Source organism: Granulicatella balaenopterae (genome assembly GCF_900111135.1).
Classification (GTDB): Bacteria; Bacillota; Bacilli; order Lactobacillales; family Aerococcaceae; genus Granulicatella; species Granulicatella balaenopterae.
Window position 1 is genome coordinate 1 of sequence record NZ_FOGF01000025.1, and the last position, 18602, is coordinate 18602.

18 protein-coding genes and 1 other annotated feature are annotated in these 18602 nt (G+C 33.4%); of the genes, 2 read left to right on the plus strand and 16 right to left on the minus strand.

What is annotated here, in order from left to right; translation table 11 throughout:
- Window positions 1-210: FAD-dependent oxidoreductase (locus tag BMX09_RS06420; RefSeq protein WP_177159560.1), on the plus strand; the 210-nt coding region annotated here is incomplete at its 5' end.
- Between the two features lie 52 nt (window positions 211-262).
- Here the strand turns inward: BMX09_RS06420 and BMX09_RS06425 are convergent.
- On the minus strand, window positions 263-760 hold the full coding sequence (locus BMX09_RS06425) for a hypothetical protein (RefSeq protein ID WP_089746923.1): 498 nt from the start codon (window positions 758-760) through the stop codon (window positions 263-265).
- A gap of 296 nt (window positions 761-1056) precedes the next feature.
- Here BMX09_RS06425 and BMX09_RS06430 point away from each other — a divergent pair, with 296 nt between their 5' ends.
- Entirely contained in the window at window positions 1057-2484 is a 1428-nt protein-coding gene (locus BMX09_RS06430; RefSeq protein ID WP_089746925.1) for a basic amino acid/polyamine antiporter, read from the plus strand.
- Between the two features lie 104 nt (window positions 2485-2588).
- Here the strand turns inward: BMX09_RS06430 and BMX09_RS06435 are convergent, their stop codons facing one another.
- From BMX09_RS06435 to rplK, 15 genes are all read right to left on the minus strand, one after another.
- Complete coding sequence (locus tag BMX09_RS06435; RefSeq protein ID WP_177159561.1) at window positions 2589-3884, minus strand: S1C family serine protease; 1296 nt, start codon at window positions 3882-3884, stop codon at window positions 2589-2591.
- A gap of 152 nt (window positions 3885-4036) precedes the next feature.
- Window positions 4037-4852 carry an MBL fold metallo-hydrolase gene (locus BMX09_RS06440; RefSeq protein ID WP_089746927.1) on the minus strand — a complete coding sequence of 272 codons (816 nt, stop codon included), beginning with the start codon at window positions 4850-4852 and terminating at the stop codon, window positions 4037-4039.
- 30 nt (window positions 4853-4882) lie between these two features.
- Window positions 4883-5677, minus strand: coding sequence for a two-component system regulatory protein YycI (gene yycI, locus BMX09_RS06445; protein WP_089746929.1), 795 nt, complete (start codon window positions 5675-5677; stop codon window positions 4883-4885).
- Window positions 5667-7022 carry a YycH family regulatory protein gene (locus tag BMX09_RS06450; RefSeq protein WP_177159562.1) on the minus strand — a complete coding sequence of 452 codons (1356 nt, stop codon included), beginning with the start codon at window positions 7020-7022 and terminating at the stop codon, window positions 5667-5669. The genes yycI and BMX09_RS06450 overlap by 11 nt, the downstream gene beginning before the upstream one ends.
- The gene (gene walK, locus BMX09_RS06455; RefSeq protein ID WP_089746932.1) at window positions 7012-8874 is read right to left on the minus strand and encodes a cell wall metabolism sensor histidine kinase WalK; all 1863 of its coding nucleotides are present in this window, start codon (window positions 8872-8874) and stop codon (window positions 7012-7014) included. Before walK ends, BMX09_RS06450 begins: the two co-directional genes overlap by 11 nt.
- A gap of 71 nt (window positions 8875-8945) precedes the next feature.
- A complete protein-coding gene (gene yycF / locus BMX09_RS06460) occupies window positions 8946-9659 on the minus strand; it encodes a response regulator YycF (protein WP_089746934.1) in 714 nt (237 codons plus the stop codon).
- A gap of 29 nt (window positions 9660-9688) precedes the next feature.
- Window positions 9689-10984: an adenylosuccinate synthase gene (locus tag BMX09_RS06465; RefSeq protein WP_089746935.1), complete on the minus strand. Its 1296-nt coding sequence runs from the start codon at window positions 10982-10984 to the stop codon at window positions 9689-9691.
- A 71-nt stretch (window positions 10985-11055) separates the two neighbouring features.
- Entirely contained in the window at window positions 11056-12444 is a 1389-nt protein-coding gene (dnaB, locus tag BMX09_RS06470) for a replicative DNA helicase (protein WP_089746937.1), read from the minus strand.
- A gap of 169 nt (window positions 12445-12613) precedes the next feature.
- Window positions 12614-13576: a class A sortase gene (locus tag BMX09_RS06475; protein WP_245711136.1), complete on the minus strand. Its 963-nt coding sequence runs from the start codon at window positions 13574-13576 to the stop codon at window positions 12614-12616.
- A 12-nt stretch (window positions 13577-13588) separates the two neighbouring features.
- Window positions 13589-14194 (minus strand): class I SAM-dependent methyltransferase, encoded by a 606-nt coding sequence (locus tag BMX09_RS06480; protein ID WP_089746939.1) that lies wholly within the window; start codon window positions 14192-14194, stop codon window positions 13589-13591.
- Window positions 14195-14990: 796 nt separating this feature from the next.
- Window positions 14991-15677 (minus strand): DUF3800 domain-containing protein, encoded by a 687-nt coding sequence (locus tag BMX09_RS06485; protein ID WP_089746941.1) that lies wholly within the window; start codon window positions 15675-15677, stop codon window positions 14991-14993.
- Between the two features lie 313 nt (window positions 15678-15990).
- Entirely contained in the window at window positions 15991-16359 is a 369-nt protein-coding gene (gene rplL, locus BMX09_RS06490) for a 50S ribosomal protein L7/L12 (RefSeq protein WP_089746943.1), read from the minus strand.
- Between the two features lie 67 nt (window positions 16360-16426).
- Window positions 16427-16930 carry a 50S ribosomal protein L10 gene (gene rplJ / locus BMX09_RS06495; protein ID WP_089746945.1) on the minus strand — a complete coding sequence of 168 codons (504 nt, stop codon included), beginning with the start codon at window positions 16928-16930 and terminating at the stop codon, window positions 16427-16429.
- A 27-nt stretch (window positions 16931-16957) separates the two neighbouring features.
- Window positions 16958-17078: a sequence feature (ribosomal protein L10 leader region), on the minus strand.
- A 67-nt stretch (window positions 17079-17145) separates the two neighbouring features.
- Window positions 17146-17835 carry a 50S ribosomal protein L1 gene (gene rplA, locus BMX09_RS06500; protein WP_089746948.1) on the minus strand — a complete coding sequence of 230 codons (690 nt, stop codon included), beginning with the start codon at window positions 17833-17835 and terminating at the stop codon, window positions 17146-17148.
- Window positions 17836-17939: 104 nt separating this feature from the next.
- Window positions 17940-18365 (minus strand): 50S ribosomal protein L11, encoded by a 426-nt coding sequence (rplK, locus tag BMX09_RS06505; protein WP_089746950.1) that lies wholly within the window; start codon window positions 18363-18365, stop codon window positions 17940-17942.
- Window positions 18366-18602: the final 237 nt, after the last annotated feature.

The following is an 18602-nucleotide window of genomic DNA, read 5'->3' on the forward strand; positions in this document are numbered from 1 at the left end:
TTAATGCCAAATACTGAATGGTTAAAAGATAGTGTAGACTTAAACAATCGTGGCGAAATTAAAATCGATGCAACTGGTCAAACCTCATTAGCAGGCGTTTTCGCTGCAGGAGATTGTACAAATCAAGTCTATAAACAAATTATTATTTCAATGGGAAGCGGCGCAACAGCAGCTTTAGGAGCATTTGATTACTTAATGAGAAATTATTAAAAAAACTGTTGTTCTTTATGGAAGACCATAAAGAACAACAGTTTTTACTTTATTATTTATTTATAGCATCAATAATACGATCTGTTTGCTGTTCCGCATGTTTACGAATATTCGTATTATCTAGATGAGAAACTAATAAAGTTTCAACTTTTTCTTTACATTCAATAACTTTTTCTTTCTCAAAAACAACAACATTCATCATAACCATTTCTCCTGAAGTTGTTCTAAAAGTCATAATAGTTTGGAATGCATTAATCATGCCTCCAATACCTAATAATACCATTACTACGCCTAGTAAAAAGTTTGACTCTTTTACACCTAAACCTACAAAGGCAATCACAAAATTGATAACTAATGATTTTAAATCTAGTGAAAAACTAGAATCTACTGATGCCAATTGATTAACTGGAATACTTGTATCATTAGCGCCTAAAGGAATACATTTTAAAATAGTATTGGGGTTTGTAATTTTAATAAAATTATCGTCTATACTAACTTCACCCTTCAAATAATATGTTAATACTGATGTGATAAATGATATCTTATACATATTCTCCTCCTATTTCTTACAAAAATATTTTTTATTATACCATAAATAATCCTTATATTAAACTTATTTTACTAACTAGCTATCCTATCCATTCCTATAACCCCCTTTTTTTGTATGCCCTTTCTTAAATCAATTGTATTTCTATTAGAATTTTGATACTATTAAAAAAGATGTTTTTTCTTTGGAATATCCATAGGTTAGAACATTTTTTATAATAGCTTTTTTTAAAAACATCTACTATACTAACCTTTCATCATGATATTTCAAAAATGATTATAAAGGGAGACTCATATTATATGACTCAAAAAGAAAAGAAAATAGGTATGTTAGGACTAATCGCCCTAACAATTAATTCAGTTATTGGTGGAGGTATCTTCAATTTAATGAGCGATATTGCCAAGCCTGCTTCAGTCGGACCAGCTATTATCGCTTTAATTATTTCCGGAACTGGTATGGGGGTATTTGTTTTCTGTCTACAAAACCTAAACCGTATGTTCCCGTATTTAGATGCCGGTGTTTATAGTTATGCCGAAAAAGGATTTGGTAGTTTCGTCTCCTTTATTAGTGCATTTGGTTATTGGCTATCCGTCTTTTTAGGAAATGTTGCTCAAGGGGCATTAGCTTTTAGTGCATTAGCATATTTCTTTCCGATTTTTGGAGATGGTTCGAATATTTATTCAGTCATTGGTGCTTCAGTATTATTATGGCTGATGCATTTTACTATTTTGCGAGGATCAAATTTCGCAGCTAAAATTAACGATATTATTACTATTGCTAAATTATTACCCTTAGCAATCTTTATTATTACACTAATCATTGCTTTTGATAGCAATATGTTTTCACTGGACTTTTGGGGAACAATGAATGGTAGTTTTAATTGGAGTGAAGTTGGTCCACAAGTCAGTGGTGCGATGGTTGTTGTTGTCTGGGTATTCTTAGGTGTAGATGGAGCGACTGTCTATTCAGCTCGTGCTAAAAATAAACGTATCGTCGGTAAAGCAAATGTGTTGGCATTTTTAATTATTAGCTCCATTTATTTACTAGCTACAGTCTTAAGTTTTTCAGTTATGACAAGACCCGAATTAGCAAGTCTTGATAAACCAGCAATGTCTTATGTTTTAGAATCAGTTGTTGGTAAATGGGGAGCTGTTTTAATTAATTTAGGTGTTGCTGTTTCAGCAATTGGTGCATGGTTTGCTTGTACGATGCTAAGTGGCGAAATCTTATTCCAAGCCGCTAAAGACGCCATCTTCCCAAAATACTTCTTAAAAGAAAATAAGTTTAATGCACCTTCTAATGCTTTATTTATGAGTAATGCCTTAATCCAATTTTTCTTCTTATCATTATTAGTTAATAAAAGTGCTTATAACTTTACAGCGCTCTTAGCATCCAATACGATGTTAGTTCCTTATTTTTTAGTATCACTTAGTCAAATTAAGTTATCTTGGAAATGGGATGGCCGACGCATTAGTAAAAATGTTATTTTAGGAGTTATCGCTTCTGTCTATATGGGGTATTGTATGATAGCTTCTGGTTTTGAATATATCTTCGCAACAACTTTATTATTTGGCCCAGGTGTTTTATTATACATTTTTGCTCGTAAAGAAAGTGACAAACCCGTTTTTAATAAATGGGAATTAATCGGTGCCATTATGATTGTAATCTTAGCAATTATTAGTTTAGTCTGCATCATAAATGGAACGATTGATATCGCTAATATGTAATGACTATCCATAATTTTGTAACGCAATAGCAATTTTGTTATTGCGTTTTTTTGTACAAAAAAATTGCCAAAACACTGTTAAAGCGCTCTGGCAAATACTTTATTTTATAGACTTGGACTTTGTGAAGTTGTTAAGTGAACAGTTGCTTCTTGCAATTTGCCATCACGATAATAACTTACTGTAATATCATCACCTATTTGATGACTATATAATTGTTTTCTTAGTTGTTGAACATTATTAACCTCTTCACCATCCATTTTAACAATGACATCATAATTTTGTAAACCGGCTTCTTCAGCACTACTTTTAGATTGAACATTCAAGATAATTACACCACCAGCTAAATCTTTTGGTAATTTTAATTGCTCAAAGGCCGCAGAAGTTAAATTAACAACATTATTCATACCAATTCCTAAGACCGGGCGATCAACTTCACCAGTTTTTTCTAATTGATTAATAATTGAAACTACTTCATTACTTGGAATTGCAAAGCCCATCCCTTCAACGGCTGAATTACTAATCTTCATTGAGTTAATACCAATAACTTGTCCACTTTCATTGATTAATGCTCCCCCAGAATTACCTGGATTAATAGCCGCATCAGTTTGAATGGCAGTCATTGTCCAATCATTACGACCATCTCCATCAATATCCGTATCAACAGAACGGTCAACAGCAGAGACAATTCCTGAAGTAACACTTGTCGCAAATTCTGATCCTAATGGTGAACCAATTGCAAGAGCACGTTCACCTACTACCACTTCATCAGAATTACCAAATTGAGCCACAACTTTAACATTATTTGCTGGAATACGAATAACAGCTAAATCTGTCCAACTATCTGCCCCGACTAATTCTGCATCAGCTTTAGTTCCATCTGCTAATAATACTTGTAGCGCTTCTGATTGTGAAATAACATGATTATTAGTCACAATATAAGCATAATCACCTTCCACTTTATAAATAACACCACTACCTTCTGAAGCTTTGGTTAATTCCCCATCATTTTGTGAAAAACTACGACCAAATAGATCTAATTGGTGTTGATGTTGCATATTTACAATTGATACTACGGCTTCCTTAGTTTGATTAACAACACCTGTAATATCATTATTTACTGGTTTAGCTAATGGCGCTGTTTGAGTTGTTTGAATTGTTGGTGTTTCAGAAGACGATAATGTTGGTACAGTTTGGTTAGTTAATACCATAATTGCACTACAAGCTACAAAGCCCACTACTCCACCAATAAAACCTGAAAAAAATGGTTTTGATTTTTTAGTGGTTTTCTGTTGTTTATCTGTTTCTTCTTCGATTACTTCTTGAACAATTTCTTCTTTTAATTGTTCTAATTCTTCTTCATTATCTAAATTATCATTAAACTCATCATTTAAACGGTTCATAATTATCTCTCCTTTATTTTTTCTAATTCTATTTTATCGCTGATTTATGAAAAAAATTTGAATAAGTATCGATAAAATAATTAACTTTCTATCTTTATTTTATGAAAAAATCCCGAAATTCTCAATCAGAATTTCGGGATTTTAATCATTACTTATACATCAAATAATTCAGTTGGTTCAGCTGGATCAGTATGATATAAATTGAATTGGTGTTTTAGACCACAATCTTTTTCCATTAAAATTGATTCCGCTGTCTGATAAGCAAGGTCTTTCATATTGTTTTCTTTACTTAAATGACCTAAGAAAATACGTTTTGTTTTATCGCCAACCATCTCAGCAGCTGCCAAGGCACCATCTTCATTAGATAAGTGACCTTGATCTCCCAAGATTCGTTGCTTTAAATGCCATGCATACGGCCCCATACGAAGCATTTCTAAATCATGGTTACTTTCCATCAAATAACCATCTGCATTCGCTAAAAGACCTCTTAATCGCTCGCTAACATATCCTGTATCTGTTAATAAGACAAATTGCTTATTATCTTTTTGGAAAGAATAAAATTGTGGGTCTGCAGCATCATGCGATACACTAAAACTCATAACATCAATATCACCAAATGTTTTCGTAATACCTGGTTCAAAAATATGTTTTTGTGCTGGATCAATTTTACCTAATTTAGGCATCATAGCTTCCCAAGTTTTTTCATTAGCATATACATCCAAATGATATCGTCTCGCTAATACGCCAACACCTTGAATATGATCACTATGCTCATGCGTCACTAAAATACTATCAACATCTTTCATTGATCGATCAATTTTATTCATCATAGCTTCAACTGCTTTTCCACTAAACCCACAATCTACTAAGATGCGTCTTTTAGGAGTTTCAATATAGGTTGCATTCCCTGAACTACCACTTGCTAATAAACATACTTTAAATCCTTCATTTGTTGATTCTAATTCCATCCAATCGCCTCCTTCTTCTATTAGTCTTTTCTATTCTACATCAGTAGAAATAATATTCCCTCTAATAGCGTCTACTTTTTTAGTAATCATACCGCCATCACCTATTTTTAATTCAATATACCATGCAGGTGAATAAATAGACAAGTCAGATAATGTTAATGTTTCATAATATACCAATCTGGGTTTCTCGATTACTGCTCTTGCTGGAATACTACCTGCTAAGTATAATGTTTCAACTGCTACTTGGGAAGAGATTAATTGACGTGGTTCTCCCAAAATTTCAGCATCCCCCACGTAAGATTGTTCATAGCTAATGGCTTCATTATTTTCATTTAAATTCACCATAAGTTGGGCCTTTTTATCAATAATTGGAATATCTTTCACTGATTGTTGGTATAAAACAATTTTATTTGATAGCTGATAGGAAAATAATTGGTATTCATCCCCACGAAAAGCTGATTTTTTAACAAATTTTGTTAAATGATCAAATGAATCTTGATTAATAACACTTGTCACTTCTATGGGTATTGGTGTCATTAAAATACTAGTAATCATTCCTTTATCAATAGTACTACTTTGATTTTCCTGTTCTTCATTTGGCGTCTCCATTACTACTGGTGTAATTTGAACAAGAGATGCTTCTAGAGCATCATTAGATAGGCCAACCATTGATATACCATCTGAACGCATTTGGTCAATAATATTAATATTATTACTTGCTTCTGGAGCCATTTGCTGCTTTAAATCACGATAAGTAAAAAATAAGAATACATTTAATAAGAAAAAACTAATAATCAATACTAAAGTTGAGCGTCTAAAGTCCATCTTCTGCACCTCCACTTGTTGATTCTTCTGTAATATCTGGTGCCTTAGTTGATAATTCACTAATAAATGATTCTACATTATGCCAATAACCATCGACTTTCACAAACCATTTTGGCACAAATACCGCTAAACGATTACTTTCTTCAGAAGCCTGCCATTCATAACCAATACGAATTGATTCAATCTGCTGTAATTCAACCCCTTTTGATAAAAGAATCGCTACAATATCTTTACCACTTGTTAAAGTCATCATTTCTTCTCGTTTATGAATTAATGTTTTAGCGACTAATGTAGATAATCTCATCTCGGAAATACCATCCTTAGTAACACTAATTGTGAGATTACCTACGCCTCCTGAGCCTAAAATCGGTAAATTTTTTACATAACGTGTGAAATCAACAGTATTTTTATCACCATCATAACCAGAATAACGTAACCCTAAATCCCAATCCTCAAAAGTTCGAACTTCATAAAAGCTTTGTTGTAAACTTTTAGTCATTTCAAGAGCTTCCATATCAGGTTGATTACGGAAATAAGTTAACAGTCGTGTGGTACGATCAATTTTCAATTGCGATAGAGTATCATTATAAACAATCGCTGACCCATCACTACGATCACGTAATTCATTCGTATCACCAAATAATTCTCCAATAAAATAACTAGTTGGTGATTGTTCTACTAAATATACTTCTTTTGGTATTGTAACTTCCTCAGAAGGAATAAATGTTAAACCATCTTTCGTTACATAAGACTGAATGTTCACAAATTTATTCTCATCATAAAAACTATCAAACCAGCCTGCATCTGTTAATGTACTTGATGCTTCATATAATTGTCTTGTTGAATCATTTAAAAAATAAACTAAATGACTAGAATCCTTACTAAAAATAATGCGTGTAAAGACTTCATTCGTCAACTCTTCAGGAATATCTTTAAAATAACGTGCAACAACCCCAAATGGAATCGGCGCATCAAATAATAATTCAGCAGTACTTCCTTTAAAAACTAATTGCTCATAAGCATACTGATCTAAAACCGGACCCAAATATAAATCATCAAATACATTGCTCATATTACTATTAATAGTTGTTAAAATATCCGGATCAGCTGTATAGGACATCCCATCATTCACATAAGTAATATAAAAGCTTGGCATAAATACCGATTCTGCATTTAATGTTTTATTTGTTACAAGCAGATCATTGGTTGTATTTGGTTGATTTTTTATAAATTCATTATGTGAAAAAATCGAGATTGGTCGAAAAACAATTAAGCTCGATAAAGTAATACTACTAATCACTAAAATTGCTAAAAGTATCGGTAATACCATTCGTCTAAATTTCATCCCATTCACCATCCTCTTCAAATACAACATAAGGTAATGATACATAGAAAGTTGACCCTTTATCTTCCGAACTAGTTACCCAAATTTTGCCACCATGTAATTGCGTAACTTCCTTAGCGATTGCTAATCCAAGACCACTACCACCCATTTCACGTGAGCGAGCTTTATCTACACGATAGAAACGGTCGAATAAATGCGGAATATCTTTTCTGGCAATTCCCAAGCCTTCATCACTAATACTAACAATTAAATCCGAATGCGTATCCATTAAGCGCACAATAATTCGACCACCATCTGGAGAATATTTAATCGCATTATTAATAATATTATCAAATACTTGAGTCATTTTATCTTGATCAATCTCAACCCATAAATCTCGTTTCGTAATATCACGTAAAATACGATAATTTTTATAGCGATACTCCTCACTTTGTAACACTACTTCAAAACGATCAATAATATGGTTCATTAATTTATTCATATTCACAAATTCTTTATCTAATGTTAAGCGTTGTTGATCCATACGAGAAAGATTTAATAAGTCGGTAATCATTCGCATCATACGATTGGCTTCTGTTTCAATAACACTTAAAAATTGTGGCGCCATTTCCGGACTTTCCCAAGCGCCATCTACTAAAGCTTCTGTATAACTACGAATACTTGTTAGAGGTGTTCGTAATTCATGCGAAACATTTGAAACAAAATTCCGTCTTTCACGCTCAATTTTTTCTTGTTCAGTAATATCCGTTAACACACATACCAAACCACTAATAAATCCTGACTCACGTTGAATAACTGAAAACTCACACTGAATAATTGTATCCATATCATCACTATCACTCATATGTAAGGTACGTGAATCTTGAATTTCTAATAAATCACGGAAAGTTAACTCATCTTCAAAATCTAATAATGCTAAAATAGAACTTCCAATTACTTCATCATCACTTTTCACATTCAAAACATCCATTGCTGCAGTGTTCATAATAACAATTCGGCCACGTCTATCCGTCGCAATCACTCCATCACTCATATGTTTTAAAACACTATCCAAACGCTGACGTTCTGACTCACTAGCATCTTGAGCTTCCTTAATCTTCGTTGATAATTCATTAATCGCACGACCTAACTGCCCTAACTCATCGTCACTATAAATAACTACTTCGCCAGAATAATTTCCCTCTGCAATTTTTTCAGTTTGTAATTGCATTGCCGCAATCGGACGAGTAATTCCTTGCGAAATCAAAAATGTTACAATAATCGTTAAAGCAATCGCAATTAGGGACGCATTTAAGAATAAAATCCCAATATCTTTCACCTGATTATAGCGCGATTCAATATTCGTTAAGATAACTATGACCCCAAGTGGTGTAGCAGAAGTGCCATCTGGTTCTTCAATAGGAGAAACCAACTTCCAATAACGAACACCTTCACTAGCATATTCATAATTGAATGGCTTATTACTTAACAAAATTTGACTAACATCTTCATCTGTTGATTTTGTACCTACTATACTTTGTGCAAATTGATTCGTCGTACCAACTACATAACCCTTTGCATCCACAATTCGAACATCCATAATATTACTTCCTGCTGGATAATCTTGTAATATCTGACGAATCATTTGAATTTTTTTCTCTTCCGAGTCATCATTATCCAAAATAGGCTGAACACTATTTTTTAAGAACCCTACTTGTAATTGTGTTTGTTCTTGAAAGTTAGAAATCGTCTGCACTTCTAATTGTCTGACAAAGTTCGTTACGACTAATTGTAAAGCAATTACTAATAATAAAATAAATAAAGCTGGTATTCTAAAATGGATTGAGCGAAAGAATTTTAATATTTTTTTCATAATTCACCTCCAAAAAAACAAGTGCTCCTCCAAACACATCAAAAAATGGTTTAGTCGAAGCACTTATCTTCTTACTCTTTATCTTGTTCTGGAGTTTTAATAAAGTACCCAACTCCACGCCTTGTCATAATCCATGTTGGATGACTTGGTATATCTTCAATTTTTTCACGTAAGCGACGAACAGTTACATCTACTGTACGAACATCACCAAAATAGTCATATCCCCAAACAGTTTGTAATAAATGTTCACGTGTAATTACTTGACCAGTATGTTTTGCTAAGTAATGTAATAATTCAAATTCACGATGCGTTAATTCAATCTCTTCACCACGCTTTGATACTACATAAGCATCCTCATGAATCGTTAATGCCCCTAAAACAATCTCGTTTGAAGTTTTCTTTTCTTCAACTTCTGCTGGAACTGCATGTTGACGACGTAAATTCGCTTTAACACGCGCAATTAATTCACGGTTTGAAAATGGTTTTGTTACATAATCATCCGCCCCTAATTCTAATCCTAACACTTTGTCAATTTCAGAATCTTTTGCTGTAACCATAATAATTGGCACTTGACTTGTTTTACGAATTTCACGACAAACATCTAACCCTTCAATCTTTGGTAACATTAGGTCTAATAAGATTAGATCCGGTTCTGATTCTTGAAATTTTTGTAATGCCTCTTCACCATCAAAGGCTGTAATAACCTCATATCCTTCTTTTGTTAAATTAAACTTAACAATATCCGAGATTGGCTTTTCGTCATCTACTACTAATATTTTTTTCATAGAATCCCCCTCTTTCATACTTTCTTTTATTAGATGGTAGCCCAAACACTTTCTAATACATTTGTTTGATCACGGTCTGGTCCTACTGAGAATGTAGAAATACGAACACCGACTAATTCAGAAACACGACGAACATAATTACGTGCATTTTCTGGTAATTCTTCTAAAGTACGGCATCCAGTAATATCTTCACTCCATCCTGGTAATTCTTCATAAATCGGTGTACATTGTGCCAATTCAACTAAGCTTGCTGGATAATGTGAAATACGTTCGCCATTTGCTTTTTCATAAGCTACACAAATTTTAACTGTTTCTAATCCAGTTAATACATCAATACTATTTAGTGATAAGTTAGTGATACCTGATACACGTTTAGAATGACGCATCACTACGCTATCAAACCAACCAATACGGCGTGGACGTCCTGTAGTTGTACCATATTCGCGACCTACTTCACGGATTTGGTGACCAACTTCATCAAATAATTCAGTTGGGAAAGGTCCATCGCCTACACGTGATGTATAAGCTTTACATACACCGACCACTTTATCAACTTTAGATGGTCCAACACCACTACCAATTGTTACCCCACCAGCTACTGGGTTAGATGATGTTACAAATGGATATGTTCCTTGGTCAATATCCAACATTACCCCTTGTGCACCTTCAAATAAGACACGTTTTCCTTGATCTAATGCATCATTTAAAATAACTGATGTATCACAAACATATTTTTTAATTTGTTGGCCATATTCATAATACTCTTCAAAAATTTCATCAAATTCAATTGCTTGTGCATCATACATTTTCACAAATTGACGATTTTTTTCTTCTAAGTTAATACGTAAACGTTCAGCAAAAATTTCACGGTCCAATAAATCTGCAACACGAATACCTACACGTGCAGCTTTATCCATGTAAGCCGGTCCAATTCCTTTAATTGTTGTTCCAATTTTTTGGTCGCCTTTAGCGTCTTCTTGCAATTGGTCTAATTTAATATGATAAGGTAAGATAACATGCGCACGATCTGAAATACGTAAATTATCAGTTGTAATCCCTTTTTCGTGTAAATAAGCCAATTCGGTAACTAATGATTTAGGATTAATAACAACCCCATTACCAATAACACTAATTTTTTCAGGTGAGAAAATTCCTGATGGGATTAAATGTAATTTGTATGTTACACCATTAAATTGAATGGTATGACCAGCATTATCTCCACCTTGATAACGAGCAATGACTTCTGCGTTTTCACTTAGAAAATCAGTAATCTTTCCTTTTCCTTCGTCTCCCCATTGTGTTCCAACAACTACTACTGATGACATATGTACACCTCTTCTATTATATTTTAATGTTTATCAATAGCTTTTACTATTAGATAAAATTAATGAATAAATTAATGTGGTGGCATCGAAGCCACTAAATCTTCGGTAACGGATGAAGTAAATTTATTATATTCTTTAATGAAAATTAACTCGACAGTTCCTCGTGCTCCTGAACGGTTTTTTTCTAAAATAACTTCAATCACATTATTATTGTCCTCTTCTTCTGGCATTTCACCATCTTCTGAGGGCTCTTGACGATAATAATCATCACGATATAAAAACGCAACGATATCAGCATCTTGCTCAATCGAACCAGATTCACGAATATCGGACATTACCGGACGTTTATCTTGTCGCTGTTCAACTCCACGCGATAATTGCGATAGAGCAATAACAGGAACGCTTAATTCTTTCGCTAATTTTTTTAGATTACGTGAAATTTCAGAAACTTCTTGTTGACGACTTTCACGACCGCTACCTTCAATTAATTGCAAGTAGTCAATAACGATTAAGCCTAGTTCACCTTTTTCCTGTTTTAAACGTCGACATTTTGCCCGAATTTCTGGCACTCTAATCCCTGCTGTATCATCAATATATATTTCAGCCTTAGAAAGTGAACCCATCGCAACAAATAAACTATCCCATTCTTCATCAGTTAACTTACCATTACGTAAATTTCCTGCATCAATACTACCTTCCGCACAAATCATACGGTTAACCAACGCTTCAGCACCCATCTCTAAACTAAAGATAGCAACTACTTCTTCTGCTTTAGTAGCAACATTTTGTGCAATATTCAAAGCAAAAGCCGTTTTACCGACAGCGGGTCTAGCAGCTAAAATAATTAATTCATCGGCATGTAAACCTGAAGTCATTCGATCTAATTCATGATAACCAGTCGGAATACCCGTAATATCACCATTACTTTTAGAACGCATTTCCACAGATTCAAGCGATTGATTTAAGACATCTTTAATCGAGACAAAACCTGCACGATTACGCTTTTCAGAAACTTCTAAAATACTACGCTCTGCTCTATCTAAAATTGATGCCAAATCTTCACTATCACTATAAGCTTCTTTTGAAATATCATTAGATGTTTGAATCAATCTTCTTAAAGTCGCTTTTTCACTAACAATTTTAGCGTAATATTCAATATTGGCTGAAGTTGGCACTTTTTCGGCTAACTCCATTAAATAAGCCCCGCCACCTACTTGATCTAATTGTTGTGATTGAGTTAATTCATGGCTAACGGTCACAATATCGACTGCATCACCGCGCTCATTCAAAGCTACCATAGCTCTAAAGATGACTTGGTGATTATAGCGATAAAAATCTTCAGGTGTAATAAATTCTAATACGCCTACGATACTATCTGGTTCTAAAAATATCGATCCCAGTACCGATTGTTCCGCATCAATATTTTGCGGTGGAATGCGATCTTGTATCAAACTATCCATTAACATTTCCTTCCTAATTTTGAATTATGGATATATACCCACATACATATATATTACTTCATATTAGATAATAAATAAAGTAAAGAAATTTGTTTTATAAAATCTAAGAAAATTCCTTATAAAATAAAAACGAAACCTTCTAGTAACTAAAAGATTTCGATAAAGTTATTTATTTTTCTTTTTGAGTAAAATCAACATTAAAGACTTGCTTCATTTCTTCAGGTGCTTCATCTACTGCAACTTTTTGTATAAATTTTCCTTGATATATATCACGATAATAATCATTATCATTGCACTTCATCAAGGTAATAATATTTTCTCCAGGTACATCATCTAAAATATCAACTTGATGCTGATCAACAGTTGTTATTACTGTTGTTTCGTATTCATAAATATATTTTAAATCCGTTACATAAATTTTATCACCATTTTTTAGACGTTCTAAAGGTGAGAATAAAATAGTTGGTTTTCCTGGATAATTATGACTTGCTAAACAATAATTATTTTCTCCCATTACTTGATTAGGCTTCATAGTTCCAGCCCCTACATATAATCCAGCATTAGATACTCCACGAATAATCGGTAAATTTAATTCAACAGCCGGCACCGCAATTGCTCCAATCGTTAAATATGGTTCTTTCTTAAAGCGCGCGGACATCACGCCTTCTAAATCTAATTCTTCCACTTTACTAAAGTCAAAATCAGCATCTGCTTCTGCATTACTTTCAATATCCTCAACCGTAATTGTCTCTAAAGTTTGGTTAGCTTCTTGTTGAAACTGCGATAAAATCATTGTACGAATTGGCCCCAAGGAAAATAATGCCCCCGCAATCACAAAACAGATAATCGCTATGATCAAATGCCAATCTCGTTTTTTGGAGTGATGAAAGCGATTATTATGACTCACCATTTCTTCATGTTCTTGATCACTAAAAATAGTAGCTGATAATTCTGAATGTCCACTCTGATTAACTCTTGATTCCGTTTGCTCTTGATGAGTGGCAGTTGACATTTGTGGTTGTTTTTTCGATGAATCACTAGCACTATTCTCGTGTTCTTGCATTGTACGTTCTGCTTCAATTGATTCTTTAACACTCTTAATTTTTTCTAAACGTTTTTTATTCTTTTTCATTTAATTACCTCATTATTTTTGACTAACTAAAATCCAATAACCTTTATCCTTGGCAATCTTTTCGCAATTACCATAAACGTCTTCCATTAATTTTTCTGCACTTGGCGCCCCTTGTTTCTTTTGAATCACAATCACTAAGTAGCCACCTTCACGCAAATACTGATGCGCTTCTGCGATAATTTGATGAACAACCTTTTTACCGGCACGAATTGGTGGGTTACTAATCACAATACCAAAATCACGTCCCTCAACTTCATCGTAAATATAACTTGGATGAATAATTACATTTGAAACACCATTTAAATTAGCATTTAACTTAGCTAACTCAATTGCACGCTCATTGACATCGACCATTTCTATTGATAATTCTGGATAAGCTTTCCCATATGCAATTCCGAATGTTCCATAGCCACAACCTACATCTAATAAACTAGTTTTCTGTAGTTCAGCTGGAATATCAAAACTTTCTATTAATAAACGACTACCAAAATCGACTGTATTCTTTGAAAATACACCATTATCACTAGTGAATTTTAATAAATTATTTTTTAAAGTATACGTCCATGATTTTTGATTACTTTCTACCGTTGGACGATTTGTATAATAATGACTTGACATGCGTAAACTCCTTTTCTTATATAGATATCTTCATCATTATACCTTGTTCAACCTAGAAGATAAAGTAGTAAGAATTCACAATCAGACATCTTTTTATAAATATTATAGGTGACTAACATTCATAAGATTTCTTTGACAATTCACTCGTAAATTCGCTTATAAAAAATACACTTTTTTTATAACAATCACTAGACACTCACCTATTTTTACCCTAATATTATAAAAACAATACTACCATTAAGGGTCTGCTTATTTCAAAAACTTATCCACATGTTTATAGCAAATAAAACCATAACTGTTATACTACAGAATGGGGTAATTCTACGAATCTCTTTACTTATCCACTTGTGGATAAGTTTTTTATTTTTAATTTTTAGCTTTTACTCTATTTTCTTCGCTTTTCTCCCTTTACCTAACTCTTCAACTAAAAAAAGTGGTGACTTTTATATTGCCACTAACACTTTTTGTTGCCTAATCGACTTATCAACAAGTGGATAATCTTTTCATCTATTTCTAGCTGTTGATAAGTCTTAAGTGTTATCTGGTGTTTCTTCTATAAAAAAACCATTGTCCTCTATTCATAGCGACAATGGTTTTGAAATTTTATATTAATTTTATCTTTTTTAGAATTTTATTCATAAAAAAAGGCACCGATAAGGTACCTCCACATAGGTGACGTACTTAAGATACGCTTAATTGCTATAATCACGGACTATGTGTTAACAGTCTATCTCTACCTGTACTGTTATTTTATCATACACCTATTTATAAGTAAACTATTATGAAACCCCCTCTATTAAGGCAAATTTACAAAAATATGCTTCCGCTTTGGTAATAATTCTGGCGATTTCACTACATAACTTGAGCGAATTCGATTGGCTAAAATATCAGCTGCTTGAATTAAATAATTTTTTTCTGATATACAATATATCGTATTAATAGTAACTTTTCGGTTCATCAGTGGTGGTAATACTAAATCATAATTGAAATTATAAATACCATAACTTAATTCTTCTTTGATACCTTCACTTAAATTATACAAACCCTTAGGTGCTGAGGTTTGTTGATCGATATTAATCATTAAATTCAACTGTTCTTCTGGATAAATGATACCATTTTTCAATAAATTCTTAATCATCTTTCGCACTAATTTTTTCAAAGCATAATCTTTATAGCGCTGAATCGCCTTTTTATCTTGCATAACAAACTGATTCATCTGATCTATCTTAATCACAACCGAACAGCTATAAAAATTTTGCATGACTTTAAATAATGAGTTTTTATGCTTCTTACTTAATCTAGCAGCTTTTAATTCCCCTTTATAATCATGTTTTCGACGAATTCTTTTTACAATTTTTTTATAATGATTATTTGCACGATTTTTTTCATTATCTCCAATAAAACAATAACCTGCATAAATAAAATATTCTTCATTATTGGTTAAAACACCTGAATCATCGATATAAATATATATATTTGTCATTAGTATAATTCCTTTATCTAGTAAACTTTATCATTTATTATATCATATAGCTATTCACAACAATAGATTATTTTAGTATCCCTCATATCCACCTTGTTATAGCCTTCTAACCATTTTTATAAACTATTGCATAAAAGTAGTATTGAATCGCCTTAAAGATAGCCTAACCTCTCTTATAAGCCACAACAGCTCACAGTTAACACTAAATATTTTCATCGTACCCTATTTTTAACAATTAACATATTCAAATATAAATAAAAAAGCTAGGAACCTTGGTATATCAAGGTTTCTAGCTTGTTTAAATTCAAAAGAATTATTTTAATGTTACTGAAGCGCCAGCTTCTTCTAATGCTGCTTGTAAAGCTTCTGCTTCTGCTTTAGAAACGCCTTCTTTGATTAAGCCAGGAGCTCCATCAACTAATGCTTTAGCTTCTTTTAATCCTAAGCCAGTTGCTTCGCGAACTGCTTTGATTACTTTAATTTTTGATGATCCAGCTGAAGTTAACTCAACGTCAAATTCAGATTTTTCAGCAGCGCCTTCACCAGCACCTGCTGCAGCAACAGCTACAGGAGCAGCTGCAGTTACGCCAAATTCTTCTTCGATAGCTTTTACTAAGTCGTTTAATTCTAAAATAGTTGCTTCTTTAATGTCAGCAATGATTTGTTCAATGTTTAATGCCATTTTTAAATTTCCTCCATTTATGTTGTATTATAATAATTTTTTTAAAAGTATTAACTAGCTAGCTTTATTAAGCTGCAGTTTCTTCTTTTTGTTCTGATACTGCTTTGATTGCCAATGCAGTGTTGCGGATTGGTGCTTGTAATACTGATAAAAGCATTGATAGCATTCCTTCGCGGTTTGGTAATTTCGCAAGAGCTTCGATTTCTTCTTTTGAAGAAACGTTACCTTCGATAACACCTGATTTGATTTCTAAAGCTTCAACAGTTTTAGCGTGCTCTGCTAAAATTTTAGCAGGAGCGATTACGTCGTCATTACTGAAAGCGATAGCTGATGGTCCTTTAAACACATCTTCCATACCTTCTAAACCAGCTTCTTGTGCTGCACGACGTAAGATATTGTTTTTAACAACAGCGAAATCTACACCGGCTTCACGTAAGTCGCTACGTAATTTAGTTGCTTCTTCTACTGTCATACCTAAATAATCTACTACTACTACTGATGCAGCATTTTTAAATTGTTCTGATACTTCAGTAACTAATTGTGCTTTTTTAGCGATAATTGCTTCACTCATTCTTTGTTTCACCTCCTGAAAATTGGCTTGGACATAGAAAAACTCTATGTCCACAAAGACATAGAGAATTAAGGATTACTTGTTCTCCCTCGGTAGGAAAATTAAGGACTAGTCCCCCTACTGTCTTCGGTCGCATTCAACTATTGAGTAGTATACAAAATATACTACTCATAGTCAAGTGATTTATTAAATTAATTTAATTTTTATTCTTTAAATTATAAAGAAGCAGCGTCAACTTTCACACCAGGTCCAAATGTAGTTGTAACAGCAATGTTACGTACATATTGTCCTTTAACAGTTGCAGGTTTGATACGCATTAAAGTTTCGTGAATAGTTTTGAAGTTTTCAACTAATTTTTCTTCTGAGAATGAAACTTTACCGATTGGTACGTGGATATTACCAACTTTGTCTACACGGTAAGTAACTTTACCAGCTTTGATTTCTTCAATAGCCTTAGTTACGTCCATTGTAACAGTACCAGTTTTAGGGTTAGGCATTAATCCTTTAGGTCCTAATACACGTCCTAAACGACCAACTTCACCCATCATGTCAGGTGTAGCAACGATAACGTCAAAGTCAAACCATCCACCTTGGATTTTTTGAGCTAAATCGCTATCACCAACGTAATCTGCGCCAGCTGCTTCAGCTTCTTTAGCTTTTTCACCTTTAGCGAATACTACTACGCGTTGAGTTTTACCAGTACCATTAGGTAATACTACTGCTCCACGTAATTGTTGGTCTGCTTTTCTTGGGTCTACGCCTAAACGATATGCAACTTCTACAGATGCATCAAATTTAGCGAAATCAATTTCTTTTGCTAATGCAATAGCTTCTTCTACTGAATATAATTTAGTAGCGTCTACTTTCTTAGCGGCTTCTAAATATTGTTTACTTTTCTTTGCCATTTTTAAATTCCTCCTATGTTGTGGTTATAGCGGTTTTACCTCCCACGAAGTCCATTGAGCTAATTGCTCCTTGGCGAGGACTTCTTTGGAAGCTGCATTGTTTTTTAGCCTTCGACTACGAATCCCATTGAACGGGCTGTACCTTCGACCATACGCATTGCAGCTTCAACATCTGCTGCGTTTAAATCAGGTGCTTTTAATTCTGCGATTTCTTTAACTTGTTCGCGAGTTACTGTAGCAACTTTTTTAGTGTTTGGTTCACCAGAACCTTTTTCTACGTTAGCAGCTTTCTTTAATAGTACTGCTGCTGGTGGTGTTTTACATACGAAATCGAATGAACGATCTTCATATACTGAAATAACTACTGGAATGATTAAACCAGCTTGTTCTGCTGTACGAGCGTTGAACTCTTTACAGAAGCCCATGATATTTACTTGAGCTTGTCCTAATGCTGGACCAACTGGTGGTGCAGGAGTAGCTTTACCTGCTGGAATTTGTAATTTTACTAGTTTTGCAACTTTTTTAGCCACGATACATTACCTCCTCGATTGTCTCGTGCGTGGTTTAATGGAGATGAAAATTTCTCCTCCCACCCATCTAATACGTTTCTTGAACGTACTTTAGTTATTCTAACACCACCTTATTCATTTTACAACTATTTTAACTATTTTTTTTAGTCTTTTTTTAAAGTTTTGGAAATCGAGAATTTTTCCGATAGAAAGCTTATCTTACTCAGCACTTTCTTATTTACATTTGTTTCGATGACT

Coding starts and splice junctions, on each gene's coding strand:
- BMX09_RS06425 (WP_089746923.1), bottom strand. CDS start 760: ATGTATAAGATATCATTTATCACATCAGTATTAACATATTATTTGAAG.
- BMX09_RS06430 (WP_089746925.1), top strand. CDS start 1,057: ATGACTCAAAAAGAAAAGAAAATAGGTATGTTAGGACTAATCGCCCTA.
- BMX09_RS06435 (WP_177159561.1), bottom strand. CDS start 3,884: ATGAACCGTTTAAATGATGAGTTTAATGATAATTTAGATAATGAAGAA.
- BMX09_RS06440 (WP_089746927.1), bottom strand. CDS start 4,852: ATGGAATTAGAATCAACAAATGAAGGATTTAAAGTATGTTTATTAGCA.
- yycI (WP_089746929.1), bottom strand. CDS start 5,677: ATGGACTTTAGACGCTCAACTTTAGTATTGATTATTAGTTTTTTCTTA.
- BMX09_RS06450 (WP_177159562.1), bottom strand. CDS start 7,022: ATGAAATTTAGACGAATGGTATTACCGATACTTTTAGCAATTTTAGTG.
- walK (WP_089746932.1), bottom strand. CDS start 8,874: ATGAAAAAAATATTAAAATTCTTTCGCTCAATCCATTTTAGAATACCA.
- yycF (WP_089746934.1), bottom strand. CDS start 9,659: ATGAAAAAAATATTAGTAGTAGATGACGAAAAGCCAATCTCGGATATT.
- BMX09_RS06465 (WP_089746935.1), bottom strand. CDS start 10,984: ATGTCATCAGTAGTAGTTGTTGGAACACAATGGGGAGACGAAGGAAAA.
- dnaB (WP_089746937.1), bottom strand. CDS start 12,444: ATGGATAGTTTGATACAAGATCGCATTCCACCGCAAAATATTGATGCG.
- BMX09_RS06475 (WP_245711136.1), bottom strand. CDS start 13,576: ATGAAAAAGAATAAAAAACGTTTAGAAAAAATTAAGAGTGTTAAAGAA.
- BMX09_RS06480 (WP_089746939.1), bottom strand. CDS start 14,194: ATGTCAAGTCATTATTATACAAATCGTCCAACGGTAGAAAGTAATCAA.
- BMX09_RS06485 (WP_089746941.1), bottom strand. CDS start 15,677: ATGACAAATATATATATTTATATCGATGATTCAGGTGTTTTAACCAAT.
- rplL (WP_089746943.1), bottom strand. CDS start 16,359: ATGGCATTAAACATTGAACAAATCATTGCTGACATTAAAGAAGCAACT.
- rplJ (WP_089746945.1), bottom strand. CDS start 16,930: ATGAGTGAAGCAATTATCGCTAAAAAAGCACAATTAGTTACTGAAGTA.
- rplA (WP_089746948.1), bottom strand. CDS start 17,835: ATGGCAAAGAAAAGTAAACAATATTTAGAAGCCGCTAAGAAAGTAGAC.